Genomic DNA, 23,700 nt, shown 5'->3' with positions numbered 1-23,700 from the left:
CACGCTCTAGGGGCGGCGGGCCAGCAAGTGGGCGTCGAGGAAGCCCCGCTCGGAAGCCGGGTCGTGGAGCAGCCGAGCGACCGTGATGAACCCGGACCCGGCCAGCAACTCGGCGAACCGGTCCATCGGCCAGCTATAGGCGGGCGTCACCTTGTGATCGAAGCGGACCGGCTCCGGTCCCTCGGTCCCGAAGAACGAGACCAGGAGCAGGCCCCCTGGTGCCAGGACACGCATCTGCTCGGCGAGCAGCGCGGGCAATTCCCCAGGCGGGGTGTGGATCATCGAGTAGTGGGCCAGCACTCCGCCGAGCGCGCCGTCCTCGACCGGCAGGGCCTCCATTCGCGCTTCGTCGAACCGCAGCGCTGGATGGGCCCGCCGGGCGTGGTCGACCATGGCCGGGGAGAGGTCGAGCCCGAAGGCGTCCAGCCCCAAGTCGTGGAGCATGGCCGTCAGATGTCCGGGCCCGCACCCGACGTCGGCGGCCCGCAGGTTCCCCGTCCCACGCACGAGCTCGGCGAAGGTGCCGATCATGTTGCGCGCGAACGGCTGCGTCTCCAACCGATCAGCGAACATCGACGCATACAGCTCGACGACCCCGTCGTAGGCCGCCCTGGTCTCGTCCTGGTGTTCCAACACGGGAGGAAACTAACACCCGAGCCGTTCGCAGCCGTTCTCCGGCCACATCCCGACCACCCTTCCCCTCGGGACTGATCGCCCCGTCGCCTGATCACGGGCCACCTTCAGCAGTTCGGAGAATGCACCTGCCGGAGAAGTACGGAAACTGGCGGGGCGTCTACAACCGGATGCGAATGTGGGCGGCCGACGGCACCTGGGAGCGCGTGTTCACCGCGTTGACGGCCCAGGCCGATGAGGAGAAGAACCTCGACTGGGCGGTGTCCGTGGACTCCACGATCGTCCGCGCTCACCAGCACGCTGCTGGGGCCCGCAAGGAGGGGCCCGGCAGGCGAGCCGGCCGACCATGCCATCGGTCGGTCCCGCGGAGGGCTGACCACGAAGATGCACCTCGCGGCCGCCGGCCGGTGTTCGTCCTGACCGGCGGGCAGGCCAACGACGCGCCCACCTTCACCGGGGTGATGGCACGTCTACGTGTGCCCCGTCGACGGGGAAGGCCCCGCAACCGGCCGGATGTGGTCCTGGCGGACAAGGTCTATTCGTCGCGCGCGATTCGCTAGCACCTGCGCAGCCGTCGTATCCGGGCGGTCATCCCGATCCGGGCGGACCAGAGCACCCACTGCTTGCGGCCAGGCAGCCGAGCCGGGCGCCCTCCCGCTTTCGACCGTGAGGCGTACAAGCAGCGCAACACGGTCGAGAGGTGCGGCCTCCACGTCGCGGGCATCTTCCTCTGGTCAGCCCGCTGATGCAGGGGAAACGGCCTGGCGGTACGCGTCGCGATACCTGCGCAGCCGGGGGGCGCGTACGGCGGGTAGCCGGACCAGGGTGTCCTCGAAGGCGCGGTGGTGGGGCGTCAGTGGGCACCAGGGGCGCGGCGGCAGGGGGTAGTCGTCGCGCAGGACGCCCTCCGGGAGGACCCCGGTCGCGGGCATCGGCGAGGTCTCGCCCGGGTGGGCGAGGTACGCCCAGACCCCGCTGTCCAGCGGCACCACAGCCCCCTCATCGCCTGGCGGACGCCAGGGCGCCCCCGTGAGGGGGTGGCGGGGGACCAGGAGGACGTCGGGGCGGTGCCGGGGCAGGTGGATCCCCGGGCCGGCCAGCCCCACGGACCGGGCACCGGGCCCGGCGGGGAGGTACCGGCCGACGGCGTGGCCGAGCAACTCGGCGACGGGACCGACGGGGAGGTTCACCGGGCGGTCCTCGGTGACCGCCACGAGATGGGCCAGTGCGACTCCGACCGCCGCCTCCCAGCGACGGCTCCACGACCCGTCGGGTTCGACGGGTGGGACGCGGTGCTCAGCGCGTTCCAGATCGTTCCAGTCGGGAGGCGGACCGGCCGAGAGTCCCGAGGGGCGGCGTACGACCGCGTCGGGCTCAAGCCACACCGTCTGCCACATTCCGCAGTCGTCCATGCGGGTTGCCACGGCCCGCCCGCACCCCTCACACGCCAGGTTGGGACCGGCCCGGCCATCCACACCCTGGCAGTAGCCTTCGCACTTGTCGGGGATCAGGGTCATGGACCGGGAGTCGCCGGGGGCGATGACGATCCTGTTCCGTGCGCCGAAGGAGACGGAGTACACCGGCGCGAACACGCCTTGCCGAGCCGCCGCGTCCGCTCCGACCTCCTTCCACAGCCGCCAGGGCGGTCCGGTGGGCCGGGGGTCGACGGCGTACGTCGCGGGCTCCATCAGCGGAGGATGGAGTTCCTCCCACCCTCCGTGGTGGGCGTGGACGGGGAGGGCGACCCGGGACACCGGTCCCGTCAGCTCCGTGCCGCACCCGGCACACGCGAACACGTCCAAACAAGCGCCCCCTCGCCCCGATTCCTAGGGGATTGTGTCTCGCCCACAGCGGAGAATCCACCGGGATTCGGAACGACTCGTAGGGTGCTTCTTTCGGATCACCTCGTCATCGTCATCTGGTCAGCAAAGTGATCCGGAAGAAACGGCCCAGTCGCTGGTTGTTGCTGCCGGACGCTACTCACCACGAGGCGGCACACAATGCGCTCCCACGATCTGCACCTGTCAGAGTGAGAGGCAGCAGCGCCGCGCGGGTTGGTGCCGGCCGACGGTCCCCACCACTTACGAGTAGTTTGCCGCCCCTGCCGCGGCATAGGCTCGTGTGTGTTCCATAGTGGAGCCTCAAAGTGGGGGGAACGGAGGGGCAATGAGTGCGATGGCCCAGTGGTCTGAGAATGCAGCATGCGGGAGCACCGACCCGGAGGACCTCTTCACCGATTCGGCTGGACAAAAGCGCGCCAAGTCCCTGTGCATGAGCTGTGCGGTGCAGACCGAGTGCCTGGCCGAGGCACTGGACAACCACATCGAATTCGGCGTCTGGGGCGGCATGACCGAACGAGAGCGACGGGCCCTGCTGCGCCGCAGACCTGATGTCACCTCCTGGCGCACTGTCCTGGAAACCGCTCGCCGTGACCGTGAACAACAGCGGGCCAGCTGACAGCGAATGCCACCCGCCAGCGGCTTTCGTCATGGGGATGAGACGGTGCCCGCCACTGGCCGGGGCCGGGTATGCGCGACCACATCCGCCGGCCGATGCGCTGAGAACGGGCGGGCCGGGGCGGGCCGCCGACGGGGCGACTGACCGCCGACCGAGCCCTGGCGGCTGTGCAAGGCCATGGCTGCCCTTGTGATCAGAAGGGTTCTCGGGGTCTGTCCGACCTCTGAACGCCACTCCCGCGGGCAAACCGCATGGACAACTCGCCGTCTCTCCGCATAGGTTCCGCGAGCGTCCCCCGCCAGGTGGATGTCGCACACCTGGGGGGGGTTGTCTTTCATGTCCACTTTTCCCGTGTTCACGCCCAGACCCGAGTTCCGGGTGCCGGTGCCGACCGGGCTTGCCGCGGCGACCTGTGTGCTGCTCGGTCTGGCCATGTTGGCCGACGTGTTCGCGCTCGTCACGGGGCGCAGTACTACCGGCTTTGGAGCGGCTTGGGCGAGGAGGGGTTCCATACGGTCGGCCTCGAAGAGGTGGAGGGAGTCGAGCGCCTCTACAGCCTCGCGGGAGTGATCCAGACCATCACTCTCCTGACGTGCGCGATCGTGTTCATCCTCTGGTTCCGGCAGATGCGGGAGAACGCCGAGCTCTTCGCGCCCGACGCTCACAGCAAGGCTCGGCTCTGGGCGGTGTGGGGCTGGCTCCTGCCGGTCGTCTCTCTGTGGTTCCCGCGCCGCATCACCCTGGACATCGGGACGGCGAGCGAGTTGCGGCCCGGCGTGCCCGACGCGCCGCGTACGCCGGTCACCCTCGTCAATGCGTGGTGGACGGTGTGGATCTGCGACATCATGCTGAGCAATCTGGCCTCCCGCTACTACACCCGTGCCGAGGAGGCAGATCCGGTCAAGGAGGCAGTGGGACTGATGATGGCCGCCGACCTCCTCGACATCGCCGCCGGTGTGCTCGCCATCCTCGTCGTGCGCAGGCTCACCCGGATGCAACTGCGCAGGGCGACGTGGACCGGCCACGACAGCCCGGCAGAAGCTTCCGAACAGCCCGCGTGAGGTACTCACGTACTGGCAGCCCAGCGATCCGGAGAGCTCGGTCATGCTCGGTCATCCTCTGGGGAAGTCTCCAGACACCGGCTACACCCGCGCCCGCATCACACGCCGCCTGGTGGCCCAGAGCTGCTCCAGCCCTGCCATCACTGCTTTCGCGGGGGCTTCGTCATGGGCGGTGAGGTCTACGACGACCGAGCCGGGCTCGCTGGTCTGCGTGTCGCTTGATGCCGAGCTTGGGCAACAGGTGTTGATCAAGCAGGTCCAGAATGTTGTCGAATGCCAGGAACACCGCATCGGCGTGTCGGGGTGTGAAGAGGGTTGAAGGGTAGGACGGATATCGTCCCTGGCATGACACAAGAGTTCGATCTCGCTGCGTCTCTTGCCAGAGGCGTCGAAGGCCGCAGTGGTGCATGGAGCTTCATTCAGGGCTTCGCTGACCATTGGATCGGCGCTCTGGAGAACAGTGACGGCTGGCCGGATGCGGATCTTGACGCTGCCGAGGGCCGGCTGGGTCTCCGACTGCCGACGGCGTTGCGCGAGGCGTATCTGCTGTTCGGGCGGCGGCAGGATCTCACCAGCAACCACGATGTGCTGCTCAGCCCAGCCGAGCTGTATGTGGATGACGCCAAGGAGGCCTTGGTCTTCCGGCACGAGAACCAGGGAGCCGCATCCTGGGGCGTCCTCCTCGACAGCCTTCAAGATGACGACCCGGCGGTGTTCATCCGGTCCGACCTGGCAGACAAGAGCGCCGAGCAGTGGGAGGCGTGGCTGGATCGTGTTTCCCTCTGCTTCGTCGAGGTCGTTCTGTCCGAGTCACTGCAGGGAGATGAAGAGCTCTGCGACTTTCTTGACCCGGATGAAGACACAGTCGAGCTTCTGGAGACGAACGCAGTCCGGTTGCCTTTCCCGGTGTATCCCATCGGTGAGGAGGAACATGGGATCAGGTGGTACCTGGGCCAGGACGTCCTTCTGCGCGACGACGGCATGGCGATTCTGGCCCGTGGCCGCACGACAGAAGACCTCGACCGTGTTCGTGACCTGATCCCGGGCGACTGGCTCAACGACTACCGCTGACCACGTCCAAGGGCTTCTGTCGGTCAGGTTGCCCGCATTGGCGTCAACCCAGGGATTGCTGTTCGGCGCGTGCGTGGGTGGCGCCGAGGTGGCAGGCGTCGGTGCCAGTTTCGATGATGTTGCCGCCGAAGGTGAGGCTCCCAGTGAAGGGGGCCAGGTCTCACTTGGCCTGGCCACGTTCGGGTGCAGATCTCAGGCATGTGGCCGCGGGTCCCTTTTGGCGAGGCAACTGGTGGTAATTGAGTCGTTGTTCAGAGAACGGGTGGCACCCGTCCGGCCACCGTGCGCCCAGATGCGGATGACAGTTCTTCGACGGTGGTCTCGTCCTGACGTGATGGACTCACGTCATGACGACACTGGCACCCCGCGTCCTCCACGCACTTGACCGGTTCCACGCCGATCACCCCTGGGATCACAACGCCCACTATCACCGGTGGCTCCTGAGGCAGCTCCCCAGGCGCTTTGACAGCGCCCTGGACGTCGGATCCGGCAGCGGTGATCTGGCCAGGCTCTTGGCCACACGTGCCGGCGCAGTGCATGGAATCGACGCCGACCCCACAATCGTCGCTCGGGCGCGGGAGCTCACTGCTCCAGCTGCCCCCGTGACCTTCACCGTCGGCGACGCTCTCAGCGATATGCCATCTGGCTCCTACGACGTCATTACGTGCGTCGCCACCATCCACCATCTGCCGTTCAGTGACGCACTCACCCACTTCCGTCAGCACCTGGCGCCCGGCGGAACCCTGATCGTCGTGGGCGTCGCCCACGCGCAGTCTCTCTGCGATCATCTGCTCGGCGCTGCCGCCATTCCGTCGAACGTCGCCATGGCCTGGATCAAGAACAAGGGCTGCAAGGCTGCGCGGCCGGCCTCAATGACCGCCCCGACCCGACCTGCGACCATGAGCTTCCCCGACATCGTTCGCGACGCCCAACACGTACTGCCCGGCGCACGGCTACGCCGTCGACTGTTCTGGCGCTACACCCTGGTCTGGTACCAGCACTAACTGGCCACGCAGGTGGGATTTTCCATCCCCGCGCGCAGCGGCCAGCAGCAGTGAGACAACCCGAAGACCGGCGTCTGCCCAGTGCCAGGTAAGCGCCTGATCCCAGGCCACGGTCCCAGAGACAGGACACACCGGCATGCCACGGCCAGGTCCCGTGCAGCCTGCTGCCCACCCCTTCTCGGCCGGCTGCGCCGCCGCCCGCAGCAGCCGGCTCACGGCTCCGTCATCCAGTGGGTGGACGAGCACGAAGGCTGTCGCCGCGGGCGGGAGGACGCCGGGAAGCACACACCGCGAGAGCGCCGCCGCAGCTCCTCGCGAACCCGCGCCCAGGAGGACTCATCCAGGGTGGCTTTGTTCATGAGAACGTTCTGGCTCATCTTCTGTGGTGATGCTCATGTTGCGTGACTGGCCGTCATGGCGTCGGCAAGCTGTGTGACAGGGTCACCGGCGATCTCGTGCTGGGACTGCTGCGACGGCCAGGTCGAGAACCCGTCATCTGACCAGCGGGGAACCACGTGGAAGTGCAAATGGGGTACCGATTGCTCCGATCCCGGGCCGCTGGCACTGAGGACGTTCACTCCTCCGGCCGCCAATGCGGTCCGCATTTTCCCGGCAACGAGCTTGACCAGCGCCATGGTGTCGGCAAGGACCTCCGGCGGCGTATCGAAGATGTCCGCGTAGTGGGACGTTGGGACTACCAGGGTGTGCCCTGGCGCGAGTTGGTTCAGCGGAGCAAACGCGGAGGCCACAGATCCACGGATCACCCAACGAGCGGTGTCATCGCGGATCAGCCGGCAGAAAATGCAGTCCATACAGGCTGACCCTGCCAGGGCCGGCACGGCGCTCGCCAGCCGATTCATGCCCGGCCAGGACTCCCGGGAACTGAGTGTGACCGCTTCACAGAAGCTGAGCCAGAACCTGAGAACGGACAGCAGATGTCGACCACTTCGGGAGTCACCTTGGCTCAGCCCTGTTCGATGTTCATGACTTCGGCCGACACAGCTCCTGGAAGGGCCACGATCGGCTGTCAGCCCCTTCTGCCAGCATGCTGCCGTGACAGCCACACATGATCAGCGTCCAGCCGAAGCCACTCTCGACTTTCTGCGCTCCGCGTTCCCGCCGGAATGGCGCGAACCGGCGCTCGGCCATGAAGCCGTCGCAGCGTGGGAGGCAGAGAACATGGTTGTCCTTCCAGAGCCGTACAGGACCTTTATCGCCGAGATCAGCAACGGGTCGAGCCTCGGCCCCGCCGGCGACGGTGGCCTCCAGCCACTTGGCTGGTTGCCCGACAGCTGGCCCGACCTCGGCCCACGGCAGCCGGGGGAGCGGTTTCCTCTGCAGGCAGCCTGGCACTGGGAGGACGACGAGGACGTCGACCTCGAGGACCCGCGGATCGATGCCGCATTCAACAAGGGGTCAGTCGTTCTCGGCTCCGAGGACGGGCAGTCGTTCTGGCTCCTGCTGACCACGGGGCCTCGCCGTGGCGAGGTCTGGATGGTTGCCGACGTCGGTGCCGTTCCGGCGCCTGGTGACCACGCCTGGGGCTTCGAGGGGTGGGTGCGGCGCTGGCGCACCGGCGACGACTGGTGGGACTGAACGCTCCGTCCTGGGCAGTCGAAGCTCACCCGTCGTTCGAATCTCTACTGCCTCTGCTGCCTCCCGAAGTGGTGGACATCCTCTGTCCGTTCTCACGCAGCAGAGTCATCCAGGGTGTGGGAGTGCGTGATGTCGCGCAGTAGGGAGGCCAGCGGCCCAACTTCGATCCCGCGCAGCCACCCGCCGGTGTCCATGCCTCGTGTCCCTCCGCGTCACCTGAGCGGCCGGCCTGCCCATGCGGTGCCGTCGGCCCCGGGGTGGCACCGTAACGGCCCTTGCCGACGCTGTGCGGCGTCCTTTTGCCAGGCAGCCTGCTGCCCTACGGTGGACCCTCCAAGGGGAGATCACGGGAGGCAGGTGTGGACGCGTTACGGGCCAAACACCGCTCGCCGATCGGCGACGACGGCCATCAGCCCCACCGTCCCGTCCCCCCTCCGCCCCCGCCACCGGCCCCGGACAAGAAGTAGAGTCGCCGCTCTCGTGACCACGCCTCACGCCGCGCTCGCCGAGAGCCTGCTGCGCGACGTCACCGAGTTCACCGGCCCGCTGCCGCGCGCCTACGAGCAGGCGCTGCGCCAGGTCCCGCGACACCTGTTCCTGCCCGACCGGCTCTGGCTGCGCGACAGTGAGGGCGGCTACCGGCCCTGCGACCGGGCCAAGGACCCGCACGGCTGGATGACAGCGGCCTACGCCGACACCCCCCTGGTCACCCAGTTCACCGACGACGTACCGACCTCGTCGGCGTCCATGCCGTCCATGGTGCTGCGCACCCTGCTCCTGGCGGGCCTCGACGATTCCAGCGCACCACCTCCCGGACGGGTTCTGGAGCTGGGCGCCGGGACGGGATTCAACGCCGCGCTCCTGTGCGAACTCCTGGGCGAGCGGGCCGTCACCACCGTCGAGCTGGATCCGCTCCTGGCAGCACAGGCCGAGCGGAACGTGAAAGCCGCCGGCTACGACCCCGAGGTCGTCGTGGGGGACGCGGCCGACGGGTGGCCGCCTGGGGCGCCCTACGACCGGATCATCGCCACCTTCTCCGTCGACCGGCTTCCGCCGGCCTGGCTGCAGCAGACGGCACCCGGCGGGCGGATCGTCACGCCATGGACGTCCGCCTGGTGCCGCTACGGCACCCTCGCCCTGACAGCAGGGGCGGACGGCAGCGGGCGCGGCCGCTTCCACGCCTTCGCCTCCTTCATGCCCATGCGCAGCCCAGATGAGGCGCCTCCAACTCCGCACACCGGCCAGGGCGCTGCTCAACCGTGCCGGACGGGGACCACGCGCCTGTCGCCCTGGCAGGTCGCGGGCGGGGACCTCGATGCCGAGTTCCACATCGGGCTCGCTGTGCCCGGTGCGACGTTCGCGTGGGACACCAGCGGCGAACACGCGCCGACCCGCCTGCACATCACCGACACCACGAGCACGTCCTGGGCGAGCGTGGACCACGACGGCCGACAAGCGGACAGCTTCGCCCTCACCCAAGCCGGCCCGAGACGGCTGTGGGACGAGATCACCGCCGCCCACACAGCGTGGGAGAGCTTGGGGCGCCCCGGCATCGACCAGTACCGGCTGGAGGTGACCGCAAAGGGCACGCACCGCGTCGCCGTCCACGTTGCCGCCGGCGCGCACACCGTAAGCGAAGACTTCGCAGCGAAACGCTGACGGGGGTCGACCGACCAGTGCGAGGTGAGGGCCCTTGGCCTTGGCCCCGAGGGCTCTCAGGTACGGGCTGATGGGCGCGCGGCATCCTCGCCACCCTGCGTGGCCTCGGCGGCCTGTGCCGGGTGCGGCTCGAAAGCCGCGCCGCCCCGGGGTGGCCGTCCTCAGCTCGGTCCGTTGCGGGCCTGTGTCCGTGCCTGCTGCACCGGCGGGGGCGTTTGTCGCTCGACGACGGCAGTGGGGCGAGGTGTACTCACGGTTCTTCAGTGATCTTGCATGGGCGTGGTGGGGACTGTGAGTTGGCGGCAGAGACGTCTGTGGCGTCGTGGGGCGGCACTGGTGTGCGTGACAGTCGTGCTGTCCGTGGCAGGGTGTGCAGGTAAGAACGACAGACCCGCCGCGGATGAGGGCGAGGAGCGGTCGGCTGTCCCGGCTGTGGGCGGCAAGGTGCTGGGGCAGCAGGCTCTTCAGCGGGCGATGGTCACGCAGAGGGACCTTCCCGGGCATGCATTTAGTGCGCTGCCCAGTCCAGCCCGGGCGGACAGCGCGCCGGTCAGTCCGTCGGTATGCCGGCCAGTCGACGCCGCGGTGGGTCTGGCCAGCCCGGTTGCGCCCAAGGCCCGTGTCAAGCAGGTGATGAGTGCAGTCACGGGCGACTACGGAGGTTCCATGGCGCTGGCGTCGTACGCACCGAACCAGGCCACGGAAGTCATCGCCACGCTGCGGACCGCGCTGCGTTCCTGCACGGCATTCACCCCAGCGTACGGCTTCGCCTACGAGGACGTCACCGCGTTGCCGGATCCAGGGCTCGGCAGTGAGTCCGTGTCCTTCCGGCTGCTCCAGGTGGTCTCCTCGGAGCTGAGGAATCGGTGAAGGTGCCGGTGACCGTCATCGTGATACGGGCGGGCGCGACCATCGCCACGTTCCAGTCGGCGAACACCAACCGCGACGGTCAGGCCGTAGTGCCGTCCGACGTTGTCTCCAAGCAGCTCACCAAGCTCGCTGACGCGACCCCCTGACCAACCGTCGCCGTAGTCGTTGCCTCCTTCGCGTGCAGCGCACCACTCCCCAGCCGGTGTCGGCGCGCAGAGCAGCGACCCTGCCCTGCGCCACGGCGGTGGCCCGTACCGCGTCGTGCAGCGCGTCGACCGGTCCCGGCAACGCCGCCCCACCTGCGCTTCTGCTACGACATCTCACCGGAGGCGAACTCGGGAGAAACCGGCGCAGCAGATCCGGCTGGTCCGTCGATGAATGGCGCGAATGTTGCGACAGGTGTCACGCATGCACCTGCCGTGGTTGGACTCGGGACGCCTAGCCTGCACATATGGACTTCTCGCTTGAGCTTCCGACCGGCCCGTTGGCCGAGGCCATCGTCTCCGCGGTGCGTGACTCCGAAACCACTTCCGTCTTCAACCACAGCATGCGGAGTTTCCATTTCGCGCAGCTCCTGGCTGAGCGCGAGGGGTCTCTGGAAGATGCCGCCTACGATCGTGACCTGCTGTTCGCCGCAACCGTCCTGCACGATCTGGGTACCGGCAATCTCGCGAAGGGCGAAGCCCGCTTCGAGGTGGAGGGTGCCGACCTGGCGGCAGCTCTGCTGCAGGAACATGGCATTCCCGCAGCGGACATCGACCGCGTCTGGGAGGCTATCGCTCTGCATACCTCCCCTGGCATTGCTGAGCGCCGAGGGTTGCTGAGTTACCTCACTCGCGAAGGTGTGGGGATGGACTTTGGGCGCAATGCAGAGCTGGCCTCTGAACGGCAGGAGAAGATCCACGCCGCCTACCCCCGTCTCGACATGGTGCGTTCGTTGGTCGACGCCATCGTGGAACGAGCTGCTCGGTCAGACGCCGCGGCGCCTCGCTACTCCATTGGCGGCGAACTGCTGCGCGAGCGTCAGACCGACGGTGTGACGAGGATGGAGTTGGCGGCCGCCTCATCTCCTTGGGGAGAGTAACCACTCGGCCGGCCAGGGAGCCAACGTTCCCAGAGGCCGGCGCGCGGCGGATGCTCATCAGGCAAAGCGCATCGCCTCGCGATCGGCTTCGGAAGCGACTTCGTTGGGACGGCCTGCCCGACGGCACCGGCCGCCGTACCACCACCCGTGTCCCCGAACCCGCGGCCCGCAAGCGGTCAGCCACCCCGTCCGACAGCCCGCTGCAGGACCTGATCAACCGGACCTTGGCCGCCCAAATCACCGTCGGCAAAAGGCCGTTGTCGTTCTACGACGACATTGCCGGCACCCGGCCGAAGGCTCGTCCCGACATCGTCCCGGAGTCGAAGGACACCGCGTGAGTGAACTGGTAACCGCCGCCTGCGATCGACTGCCACCAAGCTAGGCCTGCCCCACACCGCCACCAGTCTGGAGCACCTGATCCAGCGGGCGGACGCCAGCAAGCAAGATGCGCCTCTACCAGCGGCCCGACGTCCTGGTGGTCGATGAGGTCGGCTACCAGCCGCTCGACCGCGACGAGGCCAACCTCGATGTCCAGCTGATCCCGAAGAGATACGAGAAGGGCTCCATCATCCTGACCTCGAACAAGACCTTCGGAGAGTGGGGGCAGGTGTTCGGTGACGAGGTCCTCGCGACCGCGAGCCTCGACAGGCTCCTGCACCACTGCGAGGTCGTCTCGATCAACGGCAACAGCTACCGGCTCAAGAACAAGCTCTTCGCCATCGACGGAGGTGCCACCTCCGCCTGACCCTTCATCCACAGGCGCCGGGTCGCGCAGTCACCCCACGTCCCGCAACAGCAGCTTGACCCGGCGCCTGTCCAGATTGATTTCAGCGACCTCGACCACCAGCACGTCACCGATAGCCAGAGGCAGGTCGCCGCCCTCCCGCTCAGGCAGCTCCGAGGCCGGCAGCAACTCTTCGACGTGATCGTGGACACGAACGAAGACTCCGATCGAAGCCACCTTGGTCACCCTGCCCGGAACCACGAGCCCAGGATGCGTCCGGGCGAACTCACGAAACGGATCATCCTGCAGAGACCTCAAGGACACCGTGAGCCAGTCCCGATCCACGTCCCCGTCCAGGACCGTGACGGTCACGTCCTGCCCCACTCTCAGAACCTGGTCCAGCGGCACCTCGCGACGATTCCAGGACACCTCAGGGGTCCGCAGCAGACCGTCGAACCCGCCAAGATCAACGAGGGCGTCGACATCACTGACTGATGAGACAGTTCCGCTGCAGACCTGTCCCTTCTCGAGCGTTCTCAAAAACGCTTGCGATCCTCACTCGCAGGAACGTCCGCCACACCACCACCCCTTCACCGCCGACCAGATTCGCATGTCCGCTCAACACCTGCCTACCTCTGCACGTGAGCCCGTACTTCGCTCTGCACATGAGCTAGTACGCCGACACTCGGACCAGATCGTCCTGCGGTTCTGGCCATGGCGGCAGCCCCAGGGCTCGGCGAGTTGGGCGACGAGGAACAAACCGCGTCCTCCCTCGTCGGTGGTGTGGTCGCGCCGTAGGCGAGGCTGGGGTGCTGCTGCAGTCGCTGACCTCGCACACCAGGACGTTGTGGCGGATGAGCCGCAGCTCCGCCGGTAGCGGATGGCGTTGGTGACCAGTTCGCTGACTGGCTTCGTTCACTTCAACCGACAGCGTTTGTTCGTGGGTTCCGGCGGCGCTCAGTGATCATCGGCACCCTGGATGTTCACGGGAAATAGCGACAGCGTCTCGGCCGTGCCGCTCGTCGACCTGCTTCGCAGATCGGCGTGATCGTTCAGCGGAAAAGGGGCCGTGCTGTCCGGGGCAGAGGTGGCAACATGCGGGGTCATGGCAGATGACAGCACCAGTGCGTTTCAGGCGGGCCAGACGGGGCTCATCGTCCGGATCCCGGAGGCAGAGCCGTCCGTCCGCGGGTGGCGTGAACGGCTCGACCCCTCAGCCCAGGCTGGGGTTCCAGCACACGTCACCGTGCTCTTCCCGTTCCTCGATGAGAGCCGAATAGACGCGCTCGTCTACTCCGCTCTCGCGGACGTTCTGGCCAGCCACCAGGCCTTTGAGCTGCGGTTCGAGCGGTGTGGACGTCTCCCGGAGGTGCTGTATCTCGTCCCCGAGCCTGACACGCAGTTGCGGCGGCTCACGGAGGCGATCGCTGATCGTTGGCCCGAGGCTCCGCCGTATGGCGGCCGATTTGCCGAAATCGTGCCGCACCTGACCATCGCTCAAGGTCAGGAAGACGCCGTCCTGGAGGAGATAGAGGCCGACCTCGCCAGCAGGCTCCCGTTCACGTCTCATGTCGCGTCGGTTGAACTCATGGTTCACGACGGCGTGAAGTGGCAAGAACGGGAGTCGTTCGCACTCGGAGGACGAGGCAGGTCATGAGGCTTGCCTGGTCCGCTGCCCCTTGGGCAGCGGACCGGCAGGGACTCCAGTTAGCATTGGCCGACGGCTTCGGCCCGTGGGAGGCAGCCACCTCCTATGAGCCTGATCGGATCCCGCGCCCCAACCGCGATCTGACAGCCATCGCTGAACAGTTCGCACCGGGCCAGCGTCGGTCAGCCGCTACCGTGATCGAGTTGGCCACCCAGGAGTTCCCTGAATTCGACGACACCATCATGGAGCTCTGCCGCTGATTCTGCGCCGGAGACCTCCCCGGCGCTGAGCTATCAGCGAGGGTATCGAGGCCGCTCATCATGAGGTGACGTCCGCTGCGTGTTCCTCGACCAGGCAGTGGAAGATCCGCGTGATCGTGTGCCGCTGCTTGCGTGGCGCGTCCAGATCCGCCTGGAGCATCCCGTCGATCACCGGCTTGTCCGGATCCAGAGCAGTCCGCCGCGGCGGAAGCTTCTTCCGCGGCTCGGGCCAGACCGAGTCGACGGTCTTGCGGACCGTCCGCCACGACACGTTGTACTTGCCGTGCAGCGTCGGATGACCGGGTCATGATTTCTCCTTATCCATCTCTGGATCCACTCTGGCTTCCTTTACGAGAGGCTGCGGCTCGAGAGATCGGCCTGCTGGGCGGCCGTCGGCCGCCTGGTCGGCAGCGCGTCACACCGCAACGGCTTTGGAGGGCAGGTCTTGTTCGGCCCAGACGACCTTGCCGTCCGTTGCGGAGCGGGAGCCCCACCTGCGGGACAACTGAGCGACGAGACGAAGACCGCGGCCGTTCTCGTCGATGATGTGGGGATGACGGGGGCGTGGGTGGCTGGTGTTGCTGTCGGAGACTTCGCAAGTCAAGACCTGGTGCTGGATGAGCCGTAGGCGGATCGGCCCGCCGCCGTAGCGGATGGCGTTGGTGACCAGTTCACTGACGATCAGCTCCACGCTGGTCACCAGATGCTCAAGCCCCCATTCGCTGAGCTGACGGGCGGCTGCCTGCCGGGCGTCGCGGACGGCGGACGGCTCGTGCGGCAGTTCCCAGGAGGCGACCTGGGCCGGTTCGAGTCCGCGCGTCCGCGCAAGGAGCAAGGTGACATCGTCGGCCGGGGCCTGAGTCGGCAAGGTCTCGATCACCTGCGAGCACAGGTCTTCCAGGGACGAGCCGGTCTCTGCCAGGACGGTTCCCAGGCGATCCAGGCCCACGTCGATGTCGTCGTTGCGGGACTCGACCAGACCGTCGGTGTAGAGCGCGAGCAGAGTTCCCTCGGGCAGTTCCAGTTCCATGGACTCGAAGGGGACCAGACCGAGGCCGAGGCCGAGCGGGGCCCCGGCGGGCATGTCGGGGAAAGTGATATGGCCCTGCGGGTCGATGATCGCGGGCGGGGGATGCCCGGCCCGCGCCATCGTGCACCGCCGGGTGACCGGGTCGTAGACGGCGTACAGACAGGTGGCACCCACCACCGCGGGGACCTGGTCCGGAGCGTCGGCGTCTTCCTCGCTCAGCCGTCTGACCGTGTCATCGAGGTGCGTCAGCAGTTCGTGGGGAGGCAATTCCATGTCCGCGAGCGTGCGGACGGCGGTACGCAATCGGCCCATCGTCGCCGCGGCGTTGATGCCGTGTCCGACCACATCTCCGACGACGAGGGCCACCCGGGCGCCAGACAGCTTGATCACGTCGAACCAGTCGCCCCCCACGCCGTGGTCCATGTCAGCCGGCACATAGCGCGAGGCCACATCGACGGCGGCGCCGCCTCCCACATGGTGGGGGAGCAGGTCGCGTTGGAGGGTCAGGGCCGCGGTGCGTTGGCGCGCGTACTGGAGTGCGTTGTCCAGGCTGAGCGCGGCCCGGGTGACGAGCTCCTCCGCGAGGAGGAGGTCGTCCTCCTGGAACGGTGTCGGCTCCTCGGAGCGGCCGAACACCGCCAGTCCCAGCACACAGCGCCGCGCACGGATGGGTACGACCATCAAAGAGTGCACGCCGCTGTCACGGACCTTCTGCGTCCGCACCGGGTCGTGAACGACCCAGGGGCCTGAATCGGTGTCCAGCGCCGATTCCAGATAGGACCTGCCCGTGCGCAGGGCGGTGGCGAACAGCGAGGTCGGGAAGGGGCGGATCACCTCTTCGCGCACCCATGGCAACTTGAGGCTACCCGGGTCGATGGAGGCCAGACCGGCACGGCGCAGCACAGGTGGGGGGCCGCTCGCCCTGCCGGTCGCCGCCGAGGGATCCCCGCCGAACGGAACCGACTCCACCAGGTCGACGAATGCGTGGTCGGCCAGCAGGGGCACGGCAAGGTCGGCCAGTTCCTGCCCGGTCTGCACGACCTCGAGGGTGCTGCCGATGCGCGTGCTGGCTTCACTGAGGATGGCAAGGCGCTCGCGCGCCCGCCGGTTGCCGGTGACATCCACGCTCATGGAGCACACTGCCAGTGCCGTGCCGTTCGCGTCCTGGAGGCAGAAGAACGAGGCCGAGAAGGCGTGCTCCCGGCGCCGGTCCGCCGACGACCACGTCCGGTACTCGTGGACCGTGGTGGTGCCGCTCTCCAGCACCTGCCGCATCACCACCTCGAGCGCTTCGGCCTCGACGGCGGGCAGTGAGTCCTGCAGGCGGCGTCCGAACCGTCGCTCACGAGGAGTGCCGTCGTGGCGCTCCATGACGTCGTTGACCCAGGTACAGCGCAGCTGCGGGTCATAGACGGTGATGCCGATCGGTGCGTGGGCCAGGAGCGACTCCCGCACAGCTCCGTTGGACGTCCCCGAAGACAGGGTGCCTACGTCGGTCACGGACACCAGCCACCGGGTGCCGGCGTCCTGCCCCCACAGCAGCGAGATCCGCAGCGTCATTTTGATGTCGTGGCCGTCGCGGTGGCGGACCGTCACGGTGCCGGACCAGCCATCCTGGGCACGGCACTGCTCGGCGAACGCTGAAGCACTCGGGGCGTCCTCTGCGGGCGGCACCAAGGGCGCGGCGGACCGGCCCACCACTTCTCCGGCCGAGTATCCGACAAGATGCTCGGCGGCGTGCGTCCAGCCCACCACGGTCCCCTCCGTATCGAGCATCGCTATTGCCGCATCGGGTATCTCTCGGGGGCTCACCGGCTCGGCGAGGGGCGTGTGGTCGGTCTTCGTCATCCGGTTCTTCCCATCGGTGCGCGGGTGTGAGAACAGCGTCGGCATGTGCGGCGTCGGCCCGATCCGTAGCCGTGGTGGAACCGCGATGGCCGGGGGCTGAGGATCGCCCCGGTGGGACCCCGGGCGTGCGATGCGGCGAACGCCCTCGCCGGCGGTTGAACGGTCACCGGCGCGACATCTGCCAACCTTGGACGACTTTGTCCACTTCTGATGAAATAGTCAGATACGATCGCCTTGTCGTCAAGCCCCACGAAACTGATGGAATGGTCAGATGTGATCGCGTGCTGCCACATCACGCAACCGCGGCGTCGGGATTGGTGGGCCAGGGTGGACAGTCGAGGCGCGCAGTGCAATGATGATTTCATCAGAACTGCTGCTCTTATGCACGGAGCATGCCGATGCCAGCTCCACGCAGGAACCGATTCGAACGCCGTCGTGCCGAGACCCGCCAGGCACTCGTCCGCGCCGCGCGGCAGATCCTGGCCGAGTCCGCTGGCACCAGCGCCAGCATCCATGCCATCGCGGAGCGCGCGGACGTGGGCCTCGGCTCCTTCTACAACCACTTCACGGGCAAGCCGGACCTGTTCGACGCAGCCGTGGCCGATGCACTGGAGGAGTACGCCCAGGCCGTCGACGAACGCCTGCACGGCGTCGATGATCCCGCCGAGCGCCTCGCTGGGGGCATGCGGCTCAGCGCGCGCATGGCCGAGTCATACCCGGAGATCATGCAGATCCTGTGCCACAGCGAGCTCGGTCGGATATGCGCCGGCGACGGACTGGCTCCGCGTGCGAAGCGCGATGTGGAGCAGGGCATGGCCGCAGGCCGGTTCACCGTGGTCGACCCCGTGATCGCCCTGACCGCGCTGAACGGCAGCCTGCTGGCGCTCCTGGAGCTGTGGTGCAACCAGCCCGAGGCCGACAATGGCCAGGCTGCAGGCACAATGGCTGAGATGATCCTGCATATGCTCGGCCTCTCCCCGGACGAGGCCCGTGACCTCGCCCGGCGGCCCCTTCCCGCCGCAGCGTGAAGAGGATCCCGTCGCGCACCGGCCGACTGGCGCCGACTGCGCACCGGCTCCCGCGGCCTGCGTGATGAACCGGGGTGGCTGGTCTCTCTCGCCTGCTGTCGCCGCCCCGGCCTCAGAATTGGATGGGCAGGTGGCGGGGGCCGCGGAGCATGGCGTTCTGCCGGTAGGGGGGCGGGTCCTGGACGAGGCGTGCCGTGCCGAGGTGGGGGAGCAGCGCGCCCAGTGCGGCCTGGGCTTCGATGCGGGCGAGGGGTGCGCCGTAGCAGACGTGGATGCCGCTGCCGAAGCCGAGGTGCTCGTTGTCCGGGCGGGTGGGGTCGAACCGGTCGGGATCGTGGAACCGCCTGGGGTCGCGGTTGCCCGAGGCCAGCACCAGAACGACGGGGGTACGTTGGGCGATCGGCGTACCGGCGACGTCGATGTCGGCGAGCGGGATGCGCTCACGTATGTGGACCGGGGGCTCGTAGCGCAGCAGTTCCTCCACCGCTCGCGGCAGTAGGTCGGGGTCACGGCCCAGCTGGTCCAGGTGCTCGGGTTGGCGCAACAGGGTGAGGACCCCGTTGGTGATCAGGTTGACGGTGGTCTCGTGTCCCGCGATGAGGAGCAGCACGGCGGTTTCCGCGAGTTCCTCCTGGGTGAGCCGCAGGGCCGGGTCCGGTTCGTTGACGAAGGCGGAGAGCATGTCGTCGCTCGGGTTGCCACGGCGCTGTTCGGCGAGGTTCACCAGGTACCCGCCCATCTCGATGCGCGCCCGGTCACCCGTCTTGTCCGTCTCGGTGGTGTCCTCTTCGGGCCTGACGTCGGCGGCTGCGACCAGAGCGTCGGACCAGGCCCGGAACAGGGGCTCGTCCTCGCGCGGTACGCCGAGCAGGCGGCAGATCACCGTGACGGGCAGTGGGTAGGCGAAATCGTCGACGACGTCGATCTGCCGGCCCGCCTCGAAGGACTCCATCAGTTCTTTGGTGATCCGGTCGATCTCGCCGCGCATGGCATCGACCCGGCCCGGGCTGTGCGGCGGGCCGAAGGGCCGCATGGCGAGGGTGCGCAGCCTGTGGTGCTCCGGGTCGTCGAGCCGCAGGAACGGCGGTTTGTGCGTCACTTCGCCACGGCTGCGGGGGTCGACACTCATCCGCGGGTCGTGGAGCAGAGCGGCGATCTCGTGGTAGGTGCCGACCAGGTAGCTGCCGTCTGCCTGCTGCACCACGGGACCGGCCTCGCGGAGTTCCGCGTACAGCGGGTAGGGGTTGGGGCGACTGGTGTAGTCGGTGATCCGTGCCAGCAAGGTCTCGGAGGCCATCGTGGCTCCTCGTGGTTGGGCGGGACGTGAGTCAGCCCGTGGGCTGCACCACGGTCAGTCGGCGGTCGGGCAGGTATCCGGTGAGCGCGACGGTGGGGCCGTGGGACAGCCCCTTCGGGTCCGGCACGTCGGACGGAATCGGGATGTCGGCCGCGATCGCACGGTCCTGGGCGCCGGGCGGAGGCGGGAACGGTGCAGCCGTCTCGATCAGGTGCCGGTAGTAGTCGAGCGACTTGGCCATGTCGACGGTGACGGCGGCGGTGACCCGTCCCTGGTAGCCGTAGACCATTGCCAGACGGCGCGCCTCGAGGGAGCCCTGGGCGATGACCACGTGGTCGGAGTAGGTGGGCACGCCCACCGATTTGATGTTGAGCCCGAACTGGGTCGACCAGAACGACGGGACGGCCAGGTGCGGGCGCTGCAAGGGCCCCGGATTGACCATGTTGTGTGCCGCCACCTCGGCCTGCTCGACCGCGTTTCCCCAGTGTTCCAGGGAGAGCATCTGGTAGCCGAACAGCGGGTGGGGGAAGCGGGAGACGTCACCGGCCACGAAGACGTCGTCGGTGACGATTCCGTACATGTTGAAGGCCCGGCATCCGGCGTCGCAGGCGATCCCGCGCGGGCCTGCCGCCAGCCCGGACTCCGCCAGCCATTCGACGTTGCGTATCGCACCCAGTGCCACGACGCAGACGTCGGCATCGACGCGGCTGCCGTCGGACAGCTCCGCACCGGTGAAGCTGCCGTTCCCGCGCAGGGCGGTGACTGTTACCCCGGTGCGCAGGTCCACGCCGTGGTTGCGCTGCATGACGGCCGCGAGCTTCGACAGGGTGCCGCCGAGCGCGCCCACCAGGGGTGCGGGGCCGCGTTCTGCGACCGTGACTTCCAGTCCCCGTTCCCGGCAGGCCGAGGCGATCTCCGAGCCGGTGAAGCCGCCGCCGATCACCAGCACCCGTCGCGGCCCGGCGGCCAGCCGCTGGGCCAGTGCCCCGGCGTCCTCGCGGGTGCGCAGGGTGAACACTCCGTCCAGGGCCGCTTCCTCCGGGTTGGGCCAGGGCCGCGCGCGGGTCCCGGTGGCGATCAGCAGCCGGTCGTACGGCAGTGACTCGCCGTCCTCCAGCAGCGCCTGTTTCGCGAGCAGGTCCACGCCGGTGGCGCGCACGCCCAGCCGCCAATCGGCGTTCGGGTCCTTGCGCATGGGCAGCCCGACGGTGTCCGCCGCCGCCTGGCCGAGCAGCACCTGCTTGGACAGCGGCGGCCGGTCGTAAGGCGGGTGGGGCTCATCCCCGACCACGGTCAGTGAGCCGGTGAAGCCCTCCTCGCGCAGTGCCTCCGCGGCCCTGAGCCCCGCCAGCGACGCGCCGACGATGACGATGCGGCCGTCCTTGAGGTCACCGGGCACCGGCGCTCACCTCCTCACCGAGGAGGATGGCCTGCACCGGGCACGCCGCCGCGGCCTGGCGAACGCGCTCGACCTGGTCGTCGGGGACGGCCGTGGCGTACAGCAACCCCTCCTCCCCGTGCAGCTGGAACACCTCCGGCGCGAGGAACACGCATTGCGCGTAGCCCTGGCAGCGCGTGAGATCCACAACGGTCTGCATCCCCACCACTCCCTCCGTTGTCTCACCCCCTCGTTCCAGCATGGGGCCGGGCCCGGGCGCCCGCACGCCACGGCTCCGAGACGGAAATCCCGGGCAGCTCGTCCGCCAGGGCGACGGCTCGGCCCAGGGCGTGGTCCAGTCCGAAGGCCATGCCGATAAGGGAAAGATGGGCGAATACCCGGAATTGTCTGCCCAGTTGCTCGCCGGCGTAGCTGATCTCCTCGGTGTAGAGCCCGAGATGGTCGATTCAGGTAAGCATCTTCTCGAACGGCAGGCGCGCTTCGTCCGGGCGGCCGACGCGGTCTCGGCGGACGTCGAGCTGATCTTGCCGCTGCCGGTCTTGCGGGCCGGTTTCGCCGCCTCGACATTTCCATACGTTGTATGGTAATTCTGGAAGAGCACTTCCATACGCTGTATGGAAAAGTTTGCTCGGACCACGCCAGGCGCCGTACATCGCCTGCATGCAGTCGATGGTGCAGGTCGCGCCGATCGGGAAGGAAAGATCATGAAGAAGCTCACAGGGCGCGTTGCCGTCACCGCTGCCTCCGTGGCGGTCGCGGGTGTCGCCGTTCTTGGTGCCGGGAGCGCCGCTTCGGCCGCGACTTCTGCATCCGCGCACGTCCAGCACCCGGCCGTCAGCGTCGACGCCGACGACTACCGCTGGGACCACGGTGTCGGCTACCTGCTCGAGCAGGGCTACTCCTGGGACGAGATCCATGGCTGGCACCACGACGGCCGGGACGAAACCGGCTGTCGCTGACCGCGGCCCAGGCAGGAGCGAAAGTCGATGGAGTCTTTGAAGACCGTCATGCAGGGGGTGGCCGTGCAGCTTGTCATCTCGCGCAGCTACTCGCTGTCCATGTGCTTGAGCCTCCGGTACGAGACCACTGATCCCTACGTCGTCCGTGCCGCCTTTTTCACCGACACCGACACCGACGAGCCGGTCGAATGGGTCCTGGGGCGTGATCTTCTGGCCGATGGCCTGAGAGGTTCCGCAGGCTGTGGGGACGTCCGGGTCTGGCCGGCCGTCAGCCGTGGTGACCAAGCGATGTACATCGTCCTCGGGCCTCCCGCGGGCACCGCCTTGCTCGAGGTTCCCGTGCAGGACGTCAAGGCCTTCCTGGAGAACACGGAGGCGCTTGTGCCACGGGGTACCGAGTCCGGACACATCGACTGGGACCTCGAACTGGCGAACCTGTTTGCAAAAGGTTGAGAGAAGCCTCCCAACCACCGTGCGGATGGGGATCTTTGTCCCGGTCACAGAAGAGAAGGAAAGAGAGTTCATGTCCCAGTACCAGCTTCGTGTCTACACACTGCGCAGCCCTGAGGCGCTCGTCGCCTACGAGGACATCTGGTCCGATCACATTCCCGGTATGGCCAAGCACAGGATCACCACACACGGTGTCTGGACGGGGCCCGCAGCCCCCGGGAGTGAGGTTCCCCAGCTGTACGCCCTCGTTTCCTACCGGGACGCCGACGACGTTCAGGAGCGGCTGGAGGCGTACCTGTCCAGCCCCGAATTCCGCGCGGACATGGAGGGCTTCGACATGGGCCAGATCGTTGGCGTCGCCGAGTCCGTGCTGACGCCCACCGCCGACTCGCCCTTGCGGTGACAGGTAGCGAGCCGCTCGAAGTCTGCGGTGACCTTCTCGTTCGTGCCGGAACGCCGCGCATCTCGGCCAAGGCTCGCCCGGCGGCAACGGGCATGGCCGAGATCGGCGCGATCGGGAGGTCGGGGGAGTTGCCGAAGCCCCGGTTGAGTGCCCGTCAGTACGGCGGCCGACGCCCGGTGACATGGAGGCCCAGCCGACCGGGAGTGAATGCGTACCGGCGACATCCAGGCACGCGCACCAGCGGCATGGGTGAGCGTGAGGTGGCGTAGGACAAGGTGTTCCCGTAGAGCGCGCACATGGATCCGCCGACGGTGTAACCCTCAGGTCCGCCACAGATCGGTCGCCCGGCCCAGCCGCAGCACACCGCGCATCTGCAGCGGCGCGTGGAGAAGGCCTTTTCGCTATGTGGTGGGCGCCTCCTCATGCGCGGCAGCCTGCGCCCGCAGGGCCACGGGCCGGCTTCAGGCCGCAACGCTTCAGGACTCTGAAATCAATGGCCGGTGCCCTGGCCGTCGCGATCGGCGGCGAGTCGGCTCTCCAGACCCGTGATGAGCGTGTCCAGTGCCAGGCGGAAGACGCGGTTCTCGTCACGGCCTGGATGGGTGAACCCGTCTTCGCCGACGGTGGGGGGTTTGAGGCTCGACCACTGGTGGAGTGCGCCATTGAGCTCGGCGGCGAGGACACCGGTGATGACGGCGCATACGAGAGCGGCGATCTGCGGGAGCTCGGAGTGCGGCACCCCAGCGGCGTCCAGGATCGCGGCGAGCGCGACCCAGAACGGGTCTTCGGGCTGGATGAAGTCCGCCTGGTGGCTGAACGAGTAGGCCATGAGCTTGGGGTGGCGGTGTGCCAGCGTCCGGAAATCCGTGGCGAGCAGGCGGATGCGCTCCTGCCAGGGAGCGTCCTCCAGCGCCACGGTGCGGAACTCGGTACCGACCATTCTCGCCACGCCGCGTAGGAGTGCGTCCTTGTTCGGAACGTGGTGGTACAGCGACATCGGGTTCGCATCGAGCGTGGTCGCGAGTTTGCGCATGGTGAGCGCCTCGACCCCGTCCGCGTCGATGAGCCGCAGGGCGGCGGCATGGATCCCGGCCTCGGTCAGAGGCACGTCTCTCTTCCTGGTGCCCCGCGGGGGACGCTTCGCCTTTTCCATACTTCGTACGGTATCAGTTTCGTACAGTGTATGGAAATTACCTCGCCTGCATGGCGACGCGACGCC

General features: G+C 67.9%; 27 protein-coding genes and 3 pseudogenes. 18 read left to right on the top strand and 12 right to left on the bottom strand.

Translation table 11 applies throughout. From position 1 onward, the window contains the following. Positions 1–6: 6 nt before the first annotated feature. Positions 7–636 carry a class I SAM-dependent methyltransferase gene (locus ACFU5O_RS30485; RefSeq protein ID WP_384245393.1) on the bottom strand — a complete coding sequence of 210 codons (630 nt, stop codon included), beginning with the start codon at positions 634–636 and terminating at the stop codon, positions 7–9. A gap of 125 nt (positions 637–761) precedes the next feature. On the opposite strand from ACFU5O_RS30485, the pseudogene ACFU5O_RS30480 reads away from it, so the two are divergent. After that, a pseudogene (locus ACFU5O_RS30480) lies at positions 762–1,379 on the top strand (IS5 family transposase); the annotation flags it as partial. Here the strand turns inward: ACFU5O_RS30480 and ACFU5O_RS30475 are convergent. Continuing rightward, positions 1,368–2,435, bottom strand: coding sequence for a hypothetical protein (locus tag ACFU5O_RS30475; protein WP_384245392.1), 1,068 nt, complete (start codon positions 2,433–2,435; stop codon positions 1,368–1,370). The pseudogene ACFU5O_RS30480 and the gene ACFU5O_RS30475 overlap by 12 nt on opposite strands. Positions 2,436–2,799: 364 nt before the next feature. Between ACFU5O_RS30475 and ACFU5O_RS30470 the strand changes: the two genes are divergently transcribed. Further along, complete coding sequence (locus tag ACFU5O_RS30470; RefSeq protein ID WP_384245390.1) at positions 2,800–3,090, top strand: WhiB family transcriptional regulator; 291 nt, start codon at positions 2,800–2,802, stop codon at positions 3,088–3,090. Between the two features lie 491 nt (positions 3,091–3,581). Further along, a complete protein-coding gene (locus ACFU5O_RS30465) occupies positions 3,582–4,151 on the top strand; it encodes a DUF4328 domain-containing protein (RefSeq protein ID WP_384245389.1) in 570 nt (189 codons plus the stop codon). A gap of 81 nt (positions 4,152–4,232) precedes the next feature. Here ACFU5O_RS30465 and ACFU5O_RS30460 read toward each other — a convergent pair whose 3' ends face one another. Further along, positions 4,233–4,442, bottom strand: a complete 210-nt coding sequence (locus ACFU5O_RS30460) for a DUF6207 family protein (protein WP_384245388.1) — start codon at positions 4,440–4,442, stop codon at positions 4,233–4,235. A 54-nt stretch (positions 4,443–4,496) separates the two neighbouring features. Here ACFU5O_RS30460 and ACFU5O_RS30455 point away from each other — a divergent pair, with 54 nt between their 5' ends. Then, positions 4,497–5,222: an SMI1/KNR4 family protein gene (locus ACFU5O_RS30455; protein ID WP_384245387.1), complete on the top strand. Its 726-nt coding sequence runs from the start codon at positions 4,497–4,499 to the stop codon at positions 5,220–5,222. Between the two features lie 347 nt (positions 5,223–5,569). Continuing rightward, on the top strand, positions 5,570–6,226 hold the full coding sequence (locus ACFU5O_RS30450; RefSeq protein ID WP_384245386.1) for a class I SAM-dependent methyltransferase: 657 nt from the start codon (positions 5,570–5,572) through the stop codon (positions 6,224–6,226). A 392-nt stretch (positions 6,227–6,618) separates the two neighbouring features. Here ACFU5O_RS30450 and ACFU5O_RS30445 read toward each other — a convergent pair whose 3' ends face one another. Then, positions 6,619–7,038 (bottom strand): HIT family protein, encoded by a 420-nt coding sequence (locus ACFU5O_RS30445; protein WP_384245385.1) that lies wholly within the window; start codon positions 7,036–7,038, stop codon positions 6,619–6,621. A gap of 241 nt (positions 7,039–7,279) precedes the next feature. Here ACFU5O_RS30445 and ACFU5O_RS30440 point away from each other — a divergent pair, with 241 nt between their 5' ends. The 6 genes and pseudogenes from ACFU5O_RS30440 to ACFU5O_RS30415 form a co-directional block, all read left to right on the top strand. Then, the gene (locus ACFU5O_RS30440; RefSeq protein WP_384245383.1) at positions 7,280–7,822 is read left to right on the top strand and encodes an SMI1/KNR4 family protein; all 543 of its coding nucleotides are present in this window, start codon (positions 7,280–7,282) and stop codon (positions 7,820–7,822) included. A gap of 480 nt (positions 7,823–8,302) precedes the next feature. Continuing rightward, positions 8,303–9,481 (top strand): methyltransferase domain-containing protein, encoded by a 1,179-nt coding sequence (locus ACFU5O_RS30435; RefSeq protein ID WP_384245382.1) that lies wholly within the window; start codon positions 8,303–8,305, stop codon positions 9,479–9,481. 633 nt (positions 9,482–10,114) lie between these two features. Beyond that, positions 10,115–10,351 (top strand): hypothetical protein, encoded by a 237-nt coding sequence (locus tag ACFU5O_RS30430; RefSeq protein WP_384245381.1) that lies wholly within the window; start codon positions 10,115–10,117, stop codon positions 10,349–10,351. Positions 10,352–10,359: 8 nt separating this feature from the next. After that, positions 10,360–10,497, top strand: coding sequence for a hypothetical protein (locus tag ACFU5O_RS30425; RefSeq protein WP_384245380.1), 138 nt, complete (start codon positions 10,360–10,362; stop codon positions 10,495–10,497). A gap of 305 nt (positions 10,498–10,802) precedes the next feature. Next, complete coding sequence (locus tag ACFU5O_RS30420; protein ID WP_384245378.1) at positions 10,803–11,435, top strand: HD domain-containing protein; 633 nt, start codon at positions 10,803–10,805, stop codon at positions 11,433–11,435. 451 nt (positions 11,436–11,886) lie between these two features. After that, positions 11,887–12,180 (top strand): annotated as a pseudogene (locus ACFU5O_RS30415) (ATP-binding protein); the annotation flags it as partial. Positions 12,181–12,210: 30 nt separating this feature from the next. On the opposite strand, the gene ACFU5O_RS30410 reads toward ACFU5O_RS30415, so the two are convergent. Further along, on the bottom strand, positions 12,211–12,699 hold the full coding sequence (locus ACFU5O_RS30410) for a S1 RNA-binding domain-containing protein (RefSeq protein ID WP_384245377.1): 489 nt from the start codon (positions 12,697–12,699) through the stop codon (positions 12,211–12,213). 78 nt (positions 12,700–12,777) lie between these two features. Beyond that, positions 12,778–13,065 (bottom strand): annotated as a pseudogene (locus ACFU5O_RS30405) (ATP-binding protein); the annotation flags it as partial. Positions 13,066–13,264: 199 nt separating this feature from the next. Here ACFU5O_RS30405 and ACFU5O_RS30400 point away from each other — a divergent pair. Then, on the top strand, positions 13,265–13,816 hold the full coding sequence (locus ACFU5O_RS30400; RefSeq protein WP_384245376.1) for a 2'-5' RNA ligase family protein: 552 nt from the start codon (positions 13,265–13,267) through the stop codon (positions 13,814–13,816). Between the two features lie 56 nt (positions 13,817–13,872). Next, on the top strand, positions 13,873–14,067 hold the full coding sequence (locus ACFU5O_RS30395; RefSeq protein WP_384245375.1) for a hypothetical protein: 195 nt from the start codon (positions 13,873–13,875) through the stop codon (positions 14,065–14,067). 58 nt (positions 14,068–14,125) lie between these two features. Here the strand turns inward: ACFU5O_RS30395 and ACFU5O_RS30390 are convergent, their stop codons facing one another. Beyond that, entirely contained in the window at positions 14,126–14,338 is a 213-nt protein-coding gene (locus ACFU5O_RS30390; protein ID WP_384245373.1) for a hypothetical protein, read from the bottom strand. 144 nt (positions 14,339–14,482) lie between these two features. Next, entirely contained in the window at positions 14,483–16,945 is a 2,463-nt protein-coding gene (locus ACFU5O_RS30385) for a SpoIIE family protein phosphatase (protein ID WP_384245372.1), read from the bottom strand. Positions 16,946–17,337: 392 nt separating this feature from the next. Here ACFU5O_RS30385 and ACFU5O_RS30380 point away from each other — a divergent pair, with 392 nt between their 5' ends. Then, entirely contained in the window at positions 17,338–17,973 is a 636-nt protein-coding gene (locus tag ACFU5O_RS30380; protein ID WP_384245371.1) for a TetR/AcrR family transcriptional regulator, read from the top strand. 112 nt (positions 17,974–18,085) lie between these two features. Here ACFU5O_RS30380 and ACFU5O_RS30375 read toward each other — a convergent pair whose 3' ends face one another. From ACFU5O_RS30375 to ACFU5O_RS30365, 3 genes are read right to left on the bottom strand one after another with little or no spacing between them, the layout of a single operon-like run. Beyond that, positions 18,086–19,270: a cytochrome P450 gene (locus ACFU5O_RS30375; RefSeq protein WP_384245370.1), complete on the bottom strand. Its 1,185-nt coding sequence runs from the start codon at positions 19,268–19,270 to the stop codon at positions 18,086–18,088. Between the two features lie 31 nt (positions 19,271–19,301). After that, entirely contained in the window at positions 19,302–20,669 is a 1,368-nt protein-coding gene (locus ACFU5O_RS30370) for an NAD(P)/FAD-dependent oxidoreductase (RefSeq protein ID WP_384245369.1), read from the bottom strand. Continuing rightward, positions 20,659–20,868 carry a ferredoxin gene (locus tag ACFU5O_RS30365; RefSeq protein WP_010982020.1) on the bottom strand — a complete coding sequence of 70 codons (210 nt, stop codon included), beginning with the start codon at positions 20,866–20,868 and terminating at the stop codon, positions 20,659–20,661. Before ACFU5O_RS30365 ends, ACFU5O_RS30370 begins: the two co-directional genes overlap by 11 nt. A 130-nt stretch (positions 20,869–20,998) precedes the next feature. Between ACFU5O_RS30365 and ACFU5O_RS30360 the strand changes: the two genes are divergently transcribed. The 4 genes from ACFU5O_RS30360 (at position 20,999) to ACFU5O_RS30345 (ending at position 22,481) form a co-directional block, all read left to right on the top strand. Further along, entirely contained in the window at positions 20,999–21,256 is a 258-nt protein-coding gene (locus ACFU5O_RS30360; RefSeq protein ID WP_384245368.1) for a hypothetical protein, read from the top strand. A gap of 117 nt (positions 21,257–21,373) precedes the next feature. Next, positions 21,374–21,628 (top strand): hypothetical protein, encoded by a 255-nt coding sequence (locus ACFU5O_RS30355; protein ID WP_384245367.1) that lies wholly within the window; start codon positions 21,374–21,376, stop codon positions 21,626–21,628. Positions 21,629–21,655: 27 nt separating this feature from the next. After that, positions 21,656–22,081 carry an SsgA family sporulation/cell division regulator gene (locus tag ACFU5O_RS30350; protein ID WP_384245366.1) on the top strand — a complete coding sequence of 142 codons (426 nt, stop codon included), beginning with the start codon at positions 21,656–21,658 and terminating at the stop codon, positions 22,079–22,081. Positions 22,082–22,151: 70 nt separating this feature from the next. Further along, positions 22,152–22,481 carry an NIPSNAP family protein gene (locus tag ACFU5O_RS30345; protein WP_384245365.1) on the top strand — a complete coding sequence of 110 codons (330 nt, stop codon included), beginning with the start codon at positions 22,152–22,154 and terminating at the stop codon, positions 22,479–22,481. A 490-nt stretch (positions 22,482–22,971) separates the two neighbouring features. Here the strand turns inward: ACFU5O_RS30345 and ACFU5O_RS30340 are convergent, their stop codons facing one another. Then, on the bottom strand, positions 22,972–23,589 hold the full coding sequence (locus ACFU5O_RS30340; RefSeq protein WP_384245363.1) for a TetR/AcrR family transcriptional regulator: 618 nt from the start codon (positions 23,587–23,589) through the stop codon (positions 22,972–22,974). Between the last annotated feature and the right edge of the window lie 111 nt (positions 23,590–23,700).

This window comes from Streptomyces sp. NPDC057445 (assembly GCF_042802855.1).
Taxonomy (GTDB): domain Bacteria; phylum Actinomycetota; class Actinomycetes; order Streptomycetales; family Streptomycetaceae; genus Streptomyces.
This window is presented reverse-complemented; position numbering and strand designations above follow the sequence as displayed.